Origin of the sequence: Streptomyces sp. NPDC059718 (genome assembly GCF_042733315.1) — a bacterium.
GTDB lineage: Bacteria > Actinomycetota > Actinomycetes > Streptomycetales > Streptomycetaceae > Actinacidiphila.
In genome coordinates this window covers 73645-85726 of the sequence record NZ_JBHWGA010000017.1, presented here as the reverse complement: position 1 = coordinate 85726, position 12082 = coordinate 73645, and the positions used below count along the sequence as shown (strand labels likewise).

Genomic DNA, 12082 nt, shown 5'->3' with positions numbered 1-12082 from the left:
CGGGCCGGCCCGCGGAGACGGACGGGAATCGAACCCGCCTGCCCGAGTTGCTCGGACACCTCGGTTTTGAAGACCGGGAGGGCCACCAGGCACCCTTACGTCTCCCCGCCGGACCGGAGGCCCATGGAACAGCCGGCCACCACCCAAGTCAACCCGCCACACGGCGATGTCACCCGGGCCCGCGCGACCACGCCCGACCCCACAGCGGAAGGACCCCAGCAGCCATGACGGGAACCGGCGTCCGGCAGGACAGCGTGCGGCTGACGCAGTACGCCCACGGCGGCGGCTGCGCCTGCAAGATCCCCCCGGGGGAACTGGAGCAGATGGTGGCGGGGCTGACCCCCGGGGGCATGGCGGGCGCCCTCGGGGCCGATCTGCTCGTCGGCCTGGACACCGGCGACGACGCCGCCGTGGTCCGGCTGCCCGGCGGGCCCGGCGCGCGGGCGGTGGTGACCACCGCAGACTTCTTCACCCCGGTGGTCGACGATCCGTACGACTGGGGCCGGATCGCCGCCGCCAACGCCCTTTCCGACGTCTACGCCATGGGCGGCACCCCGCTGGTGGCGGTCAACCTCCTGTGCTGGCCGCGGGACGTCCTGCCGCTGGAACTGGCCCGGGAGGTGCTGCGCGGGGGGCTGGACGTCGCGGCCGAGGCGGGCTGCGCCGTGGGCGGCGGCCACAGCGTCGACGACCCGGAACCGAAGTACGGCATGGCCGTCACCGGCACCGCCGACCCGGACCGCCTGCTGCGCAACGACACCGGCCGGCCCGGTGTGCCGCTGTCGCTGACCAAGCCCCTGGGACTGGGCGTCCTCAACAACCGCCACAAGACGACCGGCGAGGTCTTCCCGCAGGCCGTGCAGACCATGACCACGCTCAACCGGGACGCCGCCGAGCGGGCACTGGCGGCGGGCGCGGTGTGCGCGACCGACGTGACCGGCTTCGGGCTCCTGGGCCACCTGTACAAGCTCGCCCGCGCCTCCGGGGTGTGCGCCGTCGTCCACGCCTCGGCGGTCCCGCACCTCGACGGCGCCCGGGAGGCCGCGACGGACGGCTACGTCAGCGGCGGCACGCGCCGCAACCTGGACTGGGTCGCCCCGCACACCGACTTCGGCGGCGCCGACGAGGTGACCCGGTTGCTGCTGGCGGACGCCCAGACCTCCGGCGGCCTGCTGGTGGCCGGGGAGGTGCCCGGTGCCCCCGTCATCGGGGAGCTGGTACCGGCCGGTGAGTACCGGCTCGTCGTCCGCTGATCGTCCCGCCCGCGGCCCGATCTGCCGGAACAGTGGTTGTTACACTGTTTCTCCGGACGCCGACTCCATCACCCGCCCGGAGAGAACCGTGACCATCACCCACGCCGACGTACGGGCCGCGGCCGCCCGCATCTCCGGGCACATCCGCCCCGTCACGCTCGCCCCGGTGGACCAGGGGGCGTTCGGCGCCGCCGTACAGGGCGTGCTGGCCCTGGAGTTCATGCAGCACACGGGGTCGTACAAGGCGCGCGGAGCGTTCAACTTCGTCCGGAGCCACGTCGAGCGGGACGCCATGCCCGAGGCCGGCGTGGTCATCGCCTCCGGCGGCAACGCGGGACTGGCCTGCGCCTGGGCAGCGGCCCGGCACGGCGTGCCCGCCACGGTGTTCGTCCCCGAGACGGCGCCGGCGGTCAAGATCGGGAAGCTGCGCGAACTCGGCGCGGACGTCCGCCGGGCGGGCAGCGAGTACGCCGAGGCCCTGGAGGCCTCGCAGAAGTACGCCGCCGAGAGCGGCGCCCTGGAGTCCCACGCCTACGACCATCCGCTGATCGCGGCCGGGGCGGGGACCCTGATGGAGGAGGTCGTCGCGGCGCTCCCCGGCCTGGACACCGTGGTCGTGGCGGTCGGCGGCGGCGGGCTCCTCACCGGGGTCGCCGCGTCCGCGCTGGAGCACGGGGTACGCGTGGTGGCGGCCGAGCCCGAGGGTTCGTGCGCGCTGCACGCGGCCGTCGCCGCCGGCGAGGTGGTCGACGTACCCGTACGGTCCGTCGCGGCGGACTCCCTGGGCGCGCGCCGGGCCTCCCGCATGGCCCTGGAGTGGGCGCTGAAGGACGACGTGCGCTCCGTCCTCGTCCCCGACGAGGCGATCGTCGCGGCCCGCCGCACGCTGTGGGACCACCGCCGCCTCGCCGTCGAGCACGGTGCCGCGACCGCCCTCGCCGCCCTCGCCTGCGGCGCCCACCGCCCCGCCCCCGGCGAGCGCGTCGCCGTCATCCTCTGCGGGGCCAACACGGATCCGTCCGACCTGACGCGCGCCTCCTGAGGACCCGGGGGCGCAGCCTGCCGTAGTGACGGACGACGGCCGGCCGACGGCGCCGATCCGCACCTCGCGGATCCTACCGGGCACACGCCCATGGACGCGGCGCTGATTGCCACCGCGAACCGGCGGCGTACCTGCTGCCGCGGCACGTGCGCGGGTGGCGGCGTGCGGTGGCGCGGCGCGGCGGCGTGGTGGGCCGGCCGTACCGACTGCGCGCGAGGTGACCGCGTACGCCCGCGCCGCGCCCGCGGGCCGTCAGCGGTGCCCGGCCGGGAGGTGCTCGGTGCGGGCGGCGTGGATGAGGGCGCGCAGCGCTTCGTAGTAGACCTCGTGGTCGACCAGGGCGGGGAGGACGACGTTCATCGCACCGGTCAGCGTGGGGAAGTCCTCGGGGTCGAGCGCGGCCAGGGCCGTGCGGGCGGATGCGACGACCTTCTTCTCGTCGCGGTGGTCGCCGAAGGCGACGGCGCCGAGGGTGAGCAGGTAGAGCCTGCGGTAGACACGGATGGCCGTCGCGGCGTCCATGCCGGCGGCGACGCTGTGGGCCATCTGCGGCTCGACGAGCCGGCCCAGCATCTGCGGGCCCAGCCAGGAACGGCCGGCGCGCAGCGCCACCAGTCCCGGGTGCCGGGCGAGCAGGCGGTACAGGCCGGTGAAGCGGGTCTCCGTCGCGGCGGCCCAGTCGCCCTCCAGCGGCACCAGGGCGAGCGACGCGGCGACGTGGTCGGCGCAGGCGCTCAGCAGCCCGTCGAAGTCGCCGCAGCGCCGGAAGACCGTGGCGTGCGAGACGCCGAGGCGCGTGGCCACGGCGCGGAAACTGAGCCCGGCGGGACCGTCCTCGTCGATGACGGCGAGCGCCGTCTCCGCGACGGCGTCCAGGGTCGGCTGCTCGGCGGCCGCCTGCTTCCTCTTCACGCGCGACAGCGTATCGAGCGGTGTGTCAGACGGTGACGACGTCGAAGGGCACCTTGCCGCGCGGCTCGCCGTTGACCTGCAGTTCGAGGGAGTGCTCCCCGGGGTGGAAGACCCGGGTGCTGATCTGCTTGAAGGAGCGGGTGCCGGTGTGCTCGCTCCGCTCCCCTGGCTGGAGGGTGCGGGTCGTCAGCTTGTAGACCTTGGGCGCCGTGCTGCCGTTGGCCTTGCGGTAGTGCACGACGTAGTCGACGACGAGGCGGAGCGGCGTGTCGCCCTGGTTCTCCAGGGTGAAGGCGAAGCGCAGTTCCCCGCCCACGGCGACGACGGGCCGGGCCACGGAAGGCCCTTCGACGGTCAGGCCCGTGGCGGGCTCGAACCCCAGCAGTGCCAGGGCTCCCTGGTCGCCGCGCTTGACGGCGGTGCGCAGCGCGTGGCGGACGAGCCGGGGCGTGTGCGGGTCGGGGGCCACCGACCACCGCCGGGCCGTCTCCACGGCCAGGTCCACCCGGGCGTGGCTGATGTCGTTGACGTGGTTGGCGACGGACCTGCGGACGTACTCCGAGGGGTCCTTGTAGAGGGCCCCCAGGATCGGCAGGGTCGCCTCGGGCCGGGCGAGGATCGCCGGAACCCGCACCGCCCACGGCAGACGGGGGCGGGTTCCCTCGCTTGCCAGGCGGCGTACGTGCTCGTCTGGGTGTTCGGTCCACCGGGTGACGACGGCGAGCGCCCGGTCGAGGTCGGCGTTGAGCAGGCGGCGGATGGCGAACTCGGCGGTCAGGCGCGGGGTCAGGTCCGCCAGCAGGTGGAGTCCGTCCTCGAAGGCCGTGCCCTCAAGGGTGCCGGAGGCGAGGGCGGCGACCGCCTCGGTGACCGGCCAGATCATCCAGCCGGTGAAGCGCGGGTCGGGCAGCGCGGCCCGTACGACGGCCTCCAGGGCCGCGGGATCCGTCGGGCCGGAGGCGAGCATCGCGTCCCGGACGAGGTCGCTGCGTTCACGCAGTGCCAGGCCGTCGAGCGCCGGAAGGGTGTCGCGCACCGCGGCGGCCATCGGTGCCGGGCCGGCCGCCGCCAGGCAGTCGGCGAGTCCGGCGACGGCGGCGGGGCCGAGCAGTTCGTCCGCGGTGGGCACGGGACCTCTTCCTCCGGTGGGTCAGGTACGGTCGCGGCCCGCGTAGCGGGCGCGCATGATCTCGCTCGCGGCGGGCCCCGCGGCGTAGACGAAGGCCTCGCTGTCGTCGAGCCGCCGGCCCGTGGCGGCGTCGACCACGACCGGCTCGACCTCCTCGCCGGTCTCCGCGTCGACCAGGATCATGCTGCGCTGCTGCGGCGCCAGGCGGGAGTTGCCCCATGCGGCGAGGGCCACGACGACCGGGCGCAGCGAGCGGCCGAGGTCGGTGAGGAGGTACTCGTAGCGGGTCGGGTGGCTCTGGTACGGCCGCCGTTCCAGCAGCCCGTCCTCGACGAGGGTCTTCAGGCGGGTGGTGAGCATGCTCGACGAGATGCCGAGGTTCTCCTGGAACTGGTCGAAGCGGGTGTACCCGTCGAAGGCGTCGTGCAGGATGAGCAGCGTCCACCACTCGCCGACGTGCCCGACGGTCGTCGACAGCGGGCACTCACGGTCCTCCAGCCGGATGCGGCTCACCATGTCGACCACCTCCGCGCGCTTGGTGCCAGGGTCGGTGTACGCCGTGGGTTTCATGTTAGCAGCAACCCTGGCACCACCCGTCGGGCACGGCTCCGGAGGTCAGGCCCCGATCACCAGGCGTTGGATGAGGCCGTCGCGCAGGGCGAACCGGTAGCGCAGGTCGACGGTGCCGCCGGGGAAGTCCCCCTCGAGGTGCTGGAGGGCGACGTAGTGGTGGGCGTCGGCGCGCTCGGCGCCGGTCAGTTCCGTGGTGTAGGCGTACTCGCTCGCCGCGGTCTCCAGCCATTCCCGGATCGCCGCCGTGCCGTGCCGTGTCGCGCCCTCGTCCGTCACGACCGCGTCGCCGGTGAAGGCCGAGAGGGCGGTGGCGGTGTCGCGGACGCGGTGGGCGGCCAGGTAACGGGTGATCACCTCGGGGAGGCCGGTGGTGGGGATGGACTGCGGGCCGGTGGTGTTCATCGTGGTCCTTCCAGGGGAGGGGGTCGGTCAGAGGGTGGGGACGGTGCCGCCGTCGATGACGTGTTCGGCGCCGACGATGGCCAAAGCGCGGTCGGAGACGAGGAAGGCCACCAGCTCGGCGACCTCCGCGGGTTCGTTGGGCCGGCCGAGGGGGATGCCGCCGAGGGAGTCCATCAGGCGACCGAGGGCGGCCTCGGCCGAGATGCCCGCCTCGCGGGCGATGCGGTCGACGAGGGCGTCCGCGGCCGCCGTCCGGACGAAGCCCGGCGAGACGGTGTTGACGCGGACGCCGTGCGGCGCGACCTCGTTCGCCAGGCCCTTGCTGTAGGTCGCCAGGGCGGCCTTGGCCGCGGCGTAGGCGAGGGTGCCGTTCCACAACGGCATGCGGCGCTGGATCGAGGTGACGTGGACGACGGCGCCCCCACCGGACTCGATCATGCCGGGGAGCAGTCCGCGGTCGAGGCGGACGGCGGCGAGGAGGTTGGTGTTCAGCTCCTTCGCCCAGTCGTCCTCGCCCAGCGCCGCGAAGCCCCCGGCCGGTGCCTCGGAGTGGCCGAGGTTGTTGACGAGGACGTCCACCCCGCCCACCCGGTCGATGACTTCGCGAACGACGGCGGCGGCCCCTTCGGGGGTGGTCAGGTCCGCCGCGACGAAGGTCTTCGGGTCGGCGTCCGCCGGCTCGTGGCGGGCCGTCACCAGGACGGTCGCACCGGCCTGGGCCAGCCGGCGGGCGATGGCCGCGCCGACACCTTTGGTGCCTCCGGTGACCAGGGCACGACGGCCGGCGAGGGATTCGTTCGGGGCGAGGCTCACACTGCACTCCGGGTGACTGCTAGAACAGAAGTTATGACTTCGACTTTAGCAGCTACTCGCCACGCCGCCACCCCTCCGCCTTCGAACAACCCCACGGCGGACCGTCCATTGGTATAATGGTCTGACATTAATGCGGTACCGGGAACCGGGAGGGGCCACAGTGGGCAGCGGAACGCTGATCGTGGGCGCGAGTCAGGCCGGTCTCCAATTGGCCGTCTCGCTGCGGCAGTTGGGCGACACCTCAGCCATCACCCTGGTGGGCGAGGAGGAGCACGCCCCCTACCAGCGGCCCCCGCTGTCGAAGGAGTTCCTCGCCGGGGAGGTGGGGCCGGAGTCGCTCGCTTTCCGTGCGCCCTCCTTCTACGCCGACGCCGGCATCGACCTCGTGAGCGGCGAGCGCGTCACTGAGGTGTCGCTGGCCGCCGGGGACCGTCCGGGATCGGGCACCGCGGTCACCGCGAACGGGCGCACGCTGCGCTTCGGCCGGCTCGCCCTCACCGTGGGGTCGAGCCCGCGCCGGCTGACGGTGCCGGGCTCCGGGCTCGGCGGGATCTGCTACCTCCGCGACCGTGACGACGCGACGGCCCTGCGGTCACGGCTTGGCGCGGCGTCGCGGGTCGTCATCGTCGGCGGGGGCTTCATCGGCCTGGAGGCCGCGGCGGTGGCCCGGGCGCTCGGCAGGGACGTGACCGTCGTCGAGGCGGCCCCACGGCTCATCCCCCGCGCCGTGGCGCCGGTCGTCTCGGAGTTCTACCGGCAGGCCCATCTGCGCCGCGGCACGGACGTCCTGCTCTCCCGCGCGGTGTCCGCGTTCGAGGGGGCCGACGGCGAGGTCGGCGCGGTGCTCCTGGCCGACGGCACCCGCGTGCCGGCCGACCTCGTCCTCGTCGGCGTCGGCGTCGTCCCCCGTACCGAACTCGCCGAGCAGCTGGGCCTGGAGTGCGACAACGGCATCCTGGTCGACGCCCACGCCCGCACCAGCGAACCGCTGGTGGCCGCCGCCGGTGACTGCACCGTCCAGCCCCACCCGACGACCGGCGAGGGCAGGGTCCGCCTGGAGTCCGTGCAGAACGCGGTCGCGCAGGCGACCGTGGCCGCCGCCACGCTGCTCGGCAGGCCGCGGGAGACCAGGAACGTGCCGTGGTTCTGGTCCCACCAAGGCGACCTCAAACTGCAGATCGCCGGGCTCTCCACCGGCTACGACACGTACGTGGTGCGGGGCGAGCCCGGTAGCGAACGCTTCTCGGTCCTCTACTACCGGCGCGGCCGGCTGCTGGCGGCCGACGCGGTCAACAGCCCGGCCGACTACATGGCGGTGCGCAAGGCGCTCTCGCAGGACGCGACCATCCCCCCGTCCCGGGCCGAGGACACCGGGACACCGCTCAAGTCGCTGATCACCGCGCCTCCCGAGGTGCTGAAGTCCGCCTGACGCGCCGTCCGCGTCCACGTACGGCCGTACGTCCGAACGGCCCGGCACGTGGTCACCGTCCCGCTCAAGGCCGTACCCCAGGTGCCGCACGCCCGGCTCCGGGAGGACCCGGGCAGCCCGGCGGCCGGCCTCGCCGAGCTGCGCCGTGCCCTCGACGCCGCGTAGCGCGGCGCGGGCTACCCCGTGGTGCCGAAGGTCACCCGGTAGTCGCACCGGCCCTTGCACGCCATGGTCGCCGCGTCGTCGAAGGCGTACGAGTACGCGTACGGCGCGGCGTCCTTGAAGACCCGGGTGTAGTCGACGGGCCACTTCGACGGCACGCAGTGCTCGCGGCCCGCCCAGGCACCGCGGCAGCAGTAGACGTCGCCGCCGAAGGCCGTGCAGGGCGGCTTGCAGCCGATCACCTGCCCGCCGGCCTTCGCCTGCATGACGGCCGGGCAGTCGACCGGCTCGGTGCACGCCCCGCGGTAGCAGCCGTCGGGGCTGACCGGGTCGCGGGTGGTGGTGCGGGAGATGTTGATGTACATGGGCAGGTTGGCGCCGTCGACCATGCTGACGTCGTAGAAGTCCATCCCCGCGTAGGCGTCGAAGCTGAACTCCCCCAGCGTGGTGGGCGGGTTGGGCCCGGTGCACACGGATGTGCAGTCCCCGGTACGGCAGGGCCCCGCTGCCGTGGAGTCGCATCCCGTCCGGCCCCAGACGCGGCCGCCCCAGCCGTCCGGCACCGTGAGCGAGGTCCCCTGCCCGGGGGCGAGCCGGCGTCCCCGTGGGTAGGCCGGCGAGTCGGTGACGACCGCCCAGACCGTTTCCTGCGTGCGGTTGACCAGGGTGATCTGCCGTGTGCCGGGCGGGACGGTGGCGGCGGACGTCCGTCGCGTCCCGGGGGCCTTCGTGGCGGTACCGGCCGTAGGGCCGGGCGTTCCCGTAGGACGGGCGCTCGGTGAGGGGAGCGTGGCCGAGGGCGAGGGCGACACGGACGGACGCGTCCCGCGTGACGGGGCGGCGGACGTGCCGTGGGCCGTGGTGGCGCCGCGCCCGCCTTCGGCCGTCGCCCCGCCTGGCCGGAACGGCGACAGCGTGCCCCCGGCGATCAGCGCCGTGACGACGATCCCGGCCGCCGCGAGCACCGCGACGGCCGCCCACCGTCCGCGCCCGGTCCTGGATCCGGTTCCGTGCCGGCTGTGTCGTGCCATTCTTGTGCCTTCCTCGTCCTCGCCCGGTGCGTACGCACGTATCGGGGACGCCGGGGCCACCGGCGGACAACACAAATCCACTGACGGACCCTGCGGGATTTGTGTTGTCCGGGCGCGCGCGGCCCGTCTCCTGTAGGTGGAGGCATCGCGGTCGCCGGGCGGCCGCGCGGTCGTGGACAGCGAGACCAAGTAGGGAAGAGTGGGGCCACATGCGCAAGACGCACCGGAGCGGACCCGGCGCCGGGGTGGTGGTGGCAGCACGCTCGGGCGACCGGCAGGCCCTCGACCGGCTGGTGGCGGAGTGCCTGCCGCTGGTCTACAACATCGTCGGACGGGCGCTGGACGGCCATGCCGACGTCGACGACGTCGTACAGGAGACGCTGTTGCGCATGGTGCGGGGGCTGTCGGAGCTGCGGGACCCGGCGGCGTTCCGGTCCTGGCTGGTGGCGATCACGATCCGGCAGGTCCGTGACCGTGAGCGGGACCGTGCCGTGGCCCGGCACCGCAGCGCCGGGCTGGAGGACGCCGAGCGCATACCGGACCCGGCCCTGGACTTCGCGGGGCTGACGATCCTGCGCCTCGGGCTCACCGAGCAGCGCCGTGAGGTCGCCGAGGCCACCCGGTGGCTCGACGAGGACGACCGGGAGCTGCTGTCGCTGTGGTGGCTGGAGGAGACCGGGGAACTGGACCGGGCCGACCTCGCCTCCGCGCTGGGCCTGTCGGACCGGCACGCGGCGGTGCGGGTGCAGCGCATGAAGAAGCAGATGGAGGCCTCCCGCGTGGTCGTCCGGGCGCTGGCCGCGGCGCCCGGCTGCGGCGAGTTGCGGGCGACGGCCGCCACCTGGGACGGCGTGCCGAGCCCGCTGTGGCGCAAGCGGTTCGCCCGGCACATCCGCGGGTGCGGTGTCTGCGGCGGGATGGAGGAGGGGCTGCTCCCCATGGACCGGCTGCTCAGTGGGCTGCCGCTGCTCGCGGTGCCGCCGGCGCTGGACCCGGGGCGGGTGGTCGCCGCGGTGACCGGGCAGGCCGGGACCGGGCCGGCGCCGGTGCCCCGTCCGGCCGCGCGCGGCGCCCACCGGGCCACCGGCCGGGCCGCGTCGCGCGGGCTGCGGACCCCCGTCCTCGGCGGGGCGGCCGTCGCGGCGGTGGTGGCCGCGGCGCTGGTCGCCACCCGGCTCCTGACCGGTCCGTCGCCGGCGCCGCAGGCGGACGCGCTCCCGGCGGCCTCCGCCCCGGTCGCCACGGCGACGGCCTCGGCCTCACCCCGCTCCCCCAGCCCGTCGCCCTCGCCGAGCCCCTCCAAGAAGCCCACGAAGAAGGCCCCGTCACCGAAGCCGACCCGGCAGGCACCCGCGGTGCGGGTCGCCTCGTCCGGCAAGAAGGGCGTCGGCGTGTGGACCTTCCCGGGCGTGGGCAAGGCCCTCGCCTCGTCCGGTGCGAGCTGGTACTACACCTGGTCCACGGGCCACCAGGACGTCGCCTCGCCCCCGTCGGGCCGCTTCGTTCCCATGATCTGGGGGCCCGCCTCCGTCACCGCGGACTCCCTGGCCCAGGCGAAGGCGCAGGGCCCGTACCTACTGGGCTTCAACGAGCCCGACATGGCGCAGCAGTCGAACATGTCGGTGGAGCAGGCCCTGACCCTGTGGCCGCGGCTGATGGACGCAGGCCGGATCCTGGGCAGCCCGGCCGTCGCCACGAACGGTGCCACCCCCGGCGGCTGGCTCGACCGCTTCATGTCGGGCGCCGCGGCCAAGGGCTACCGCGTCGACTTCGTCACCCTGCACTGGTACGGCGGCGACTTCCGCTCCGCGGAGGCCGTGTCGCAGCTGACGTCCTATCTGGAGGCGGTCCACCAGCGCTACCACAAGCCGATCTGGCTGACCGAGTACGCCCTGATCGACTTCTCCCACGGCACCCGTTTCCCCACCCCGGACCAGCAGGCCGCCTTCGTCACCGCCTCCACCAAGGCCCTGGAGGCGCTCCCCTACCTACAGCGCTACGCCTGGTTCGGCCTCGGCGCCGACCCGGCCAAACCCAGCAGCGGCCTGTTCACCGACGGCACCCACACGACCCCCGCGGGCCGCGCCTTCCAGGCGGCGGGCTGATCCGCCACGCGTGAAGGCCGCGCCGGCGACCAGGGGGGGTGTGGTCGCGGCGCGGCCGTACTGCCCGGGTTCCCGGGTGAGGCGGGTTCATGCAGCCGGTTCCGGAAAAGGGAACCTCCGCCAGGACGAGGGAGGTCGGGGGAACCGGACGGACAACGGGATCTTCGTGGAGTACCTCACCGCGGGACTGGACGTGGCGCGCCCGCTCACGGACCTGGACCCCGCCCTCAGATGACCGCCGCCTCCAGCGACTCCGGGGCGAAGAGCTCCTCCGGGGTCCAGCGGCGGCGGGAGAGGCCCTGCTCGTGGTGGTAGCGCAGGAAGGTGGCGAGGGTGTCGCGGTTGGCGCCGAGCCCGTACGACCAGTAGTCGCGGCCCAACAGGGCTCTGGCCTCCTCCAGTTGCGGGGTGAGCCAGGGCAGCATGAAGCGCAGCGCCGAGGTGTCGTAGAGGGTGGCGTACGCGGCGTCCTTGGCGGCGAGCAGCGCCTTGTGGAGGGACTGGGCGACCCAGGGGTGGCGGTCGTACACGTCGCGGCGGACGACGACCACGTGCATGATCGGGAAGATCCCCGTGGCCGCGTGGTACTCCTTCTCGGCGGCGACGACGTCGGAGAAGACCCGGCGCACCCGGGGGTCTCCGGCGGTGAAGGGACCGGGGACGCGGGGGGTGCACAGGGCGTCGATCTCCCCGGCGGCGAGGAGTTCGGAGAGGGTACGGCCCTGCGCGACGCGCTCGACCCGCACCGTGCCGGGGAGGTCGACCGCGGCCTTCTCGACGCGGCCGGGGGTCTCCTGGCCGCCCGTGACGTAGGTGACGGAGTCGAAGGGCACGCCGTGCCGGTCGGCGAGGATGCCGCGCATCCACACGCAGGCGGTGAGCTGGAACTCGGGGGTGCCGACGCGCTTGCCGCGCAGGTCCTCGGGGCCGGTGATGCCGGAGTCGGCGTGGCAGTACAGCGCGCCGTGCCGGAACATGCGGGAGGTGAAGACCGGCAGGGCCACGAAGGGCGAGGGCTCGGTGCCGTCGCCGAGGGACAGGACGTACGAGGAGAGCGACATCTCGGCGACCTCGAACTCGCGGTGCCGCATCATCCGGAAGAAGGTCTCCTCCACGGGCAGCCGCAGGTAGGTCAGGTCGATGCCGTCGGGGCGGATCGTGCCCTCCTCCAGTGCGCGGGTGCGGTCGTAGTCGCCGCAGGCGAAGGTGAGGTGCAGTCGGGTCATGGTGC

At 74.1% G+C, this 12082-nt stretch carries 11 protein-coding genes and 1 tRNA gene; 4 read left to right on the top strand and 8 right to left on the bottom strand.

Translation table 11 applies throughout. The features are described from left to right. Window positions 1-11: 11 nt before the first annotated feature. A tRNA-Sec gene (locus tag ACFV3E_RS20535) sits at window positions 12-105 on the bottom strand. 119 nt (window positions 106-224) lie between these two features. Here ACFV3E_RS20535 and selD point away from each other — a divergent pair. Continuing rightward, entirely contained in the window at window positions 225-1253 is a 1029-nt protein-coding gene (gene selD / locus ACFV3E_RS20530) for a selenide, water dikinase SelD (RefSeq protein WP_500535907.1), read from the top strand. Window positions 1254-1341: 88 nt separating this feature from the next. Then, window positions 1342-2295 (top strand): serine/threonine dehydratase, encoded by a 954-nt coding sequence (locus tag ACFV3E_RS20525; RefSeq protein ID WP_500535906.1) that lies wholly within the window; start codon window positions 1342-1344, stop codon window positions 2293-2295. Between the two features lie 252 nt (window positions 2296-2547). Here ACFV3E_RS20525 and ACFV3E_RS20520 read toward each other — a convergent pair whose 3' ends face one another. From ACFV3E_RS20520 to ACFV3E_RS20500, 5 genes are all read right to left on the bottom strand, one after another. Continuing rightward, on the bottom strand, window positions 2548-3207 hold the full coding sequence (locus tag ACFV3E_RS20520) for a TetR/AcrR family transcriptional regulator (RefSeq protein ID WP_500535905.1): 660 nt from the start codon (window positions 3205-3207) through the stop codon (window positions 2548-2550). A gap of 25 nt (window positions 3208-3232) precedes the next feature. Next, window positions 3233-4336: a DNA alkylation repair protein gene (locus ACFV3E_RS20515; RefSeq protein WP_500535904.1), complete on the bottom strand. Its 1104-nt coding sequence runs from the start codon at window positions 4334-4336 to the stop codon at window positions 3233-3235. A 21-nt stretch (window positions 4337-4357) separates the two neighbouring features. Then, entirely contained in the window at window positions 4358-4852 is a 495-nt protein-coding gene (locus ACFV3E_RS20510) for a winged helix-turn-helix transcriptional regulator (protein WP_500535970.1), read from the bottom strand. Window positions 4853-4951: 99 nt separating this feature from the next. Continuing rightward, window positions 4952-5311, bottom strand: coding sequence for a nuclear transport factor 2 family protein (locus tag ACFV3E_RS20505; protein WP_500535903.1), 360 nt, complete (start codon window positions 5309-5311; stop codon window positions 4952-4954). Between the two features lie 27 nt (window positions 5312-5338). Next, a complete protein-coding gene (locus tag ACFV3E_RS20500) occupies window positions 5339-6124 on the bottom strand; it encodes an SDR family oxidoreductase (protein WP_500535902.1) in 786 nt (261 codons plus the stop codon). 160 nt (window positions 6125-6284) lie between these two features. Here ACFV3E_RS20500 and ACFV3E_RS20495 point away from each other — a divergent pair, with 160 nt between their 5' ends. After that, window positions 6285-7553, top strand: coding sequence for an NAD(P)/FAD-dependent oxidoreductase (locus ACFV3E_RS20495; RefSeq protein WP_500535901.1), 1269 nt, complete (start codon window positions 6285-6287; stop codon window positions 7551-7553). Between the two features lie 176 nt (window positions 7554-7729). Here the strand turns inward: ACFV3E_RS20495 and ACFV3E_RS20490 are convergent, their stop codons facing one another. After that, the gene (locus tag ACFV3E_RS20490) at window positions 7730-8746 is read right to left on the bottom strand and encodes a thaumatin family protein (RefSeq protein WP_500535900.1); all 1017 of its coding nucleotides are present in this window, start codon (window positions 8744-8746) and stop codon (window positions 7730-7732) included. A gap of 209 nt (window positions 8747-8955) precedes the next feature. Here ACFV3E_RS20490 and ACFV3E_RS20485 point away from each other — a divergent pair, with 209 nt between their 5' ends. After that, complete coding sequence (locus ACFV3E_RS20485; protein ID WP_500535899.1) at window positions 8956-10851, top strand: sigma-70 family RNA polymerase sigma factor; 1896 nt, start codon at window positions 8956-8958, stop codon at window positions 10849-10851. A gap of 227 nt (window positions 10852-11078) precedes the next feature. On the opposite strand, the gene ACFV3E_RS20480 is transcribed toward ACFV3E_RS20485, so the two are convergent. Beyond that, window positions 11079-12077, bottom strand: a complete 999-nt coding sequence (locus ACFV3E_RS20480; RefSeq protein WP_500535898.1) for a substrate-binding domain-containing protein — start codon at window positions 12075-12077, stop codon at window positions 11079-11081. Between the last annotated feature and the right edge of the window lie 5 nt (window positions 12078-12082).

Coding starts and splice junctions, on each gene's coding strand:
- ACFV3E_RS20480 (WP_500535898.1), bottom strand. CDS start 12,077: ATGACCCGACTGCACCTCACCTTCGCCTGCGGCGACTACGACCGCACC.
- selD (WP_500535907.1), top strand. CDS start 225: ATGACGGGAACCGGCGTCCGGCAGGACAGCGTGCGGCTGACGCAGTAC.
- ACFV3E_RS20510 (WP_500535970.1), bottom strand. CDS start 4,852: ATGGTGAGCCGCATCCGGCTGGAGGACCGTGAGTGCCCGCTGTCGACG.
- ACFV3E_RS20505 (WP_500535903.1), bottom strand. CDS start 5,311: ATGAACACCACCGGCCCGCAGTCCATCCCCACCACCGGCCTCCCCGAG.
- ACFV3E_RS20485 (WP_500535899.1), top strand. CDS start 8,956: ATGCGCAAGACGCACCGGAGCGGACCCGGCGCCGGGGTGGTGGTGGCA.
- ACFV3E_RS20490 (WP_500535900.1), bottom strand. CDS start 8,746: ATGGCACGACACAGCCGGCACGGAACCGGATCCAGGACCGGGCGCGGA.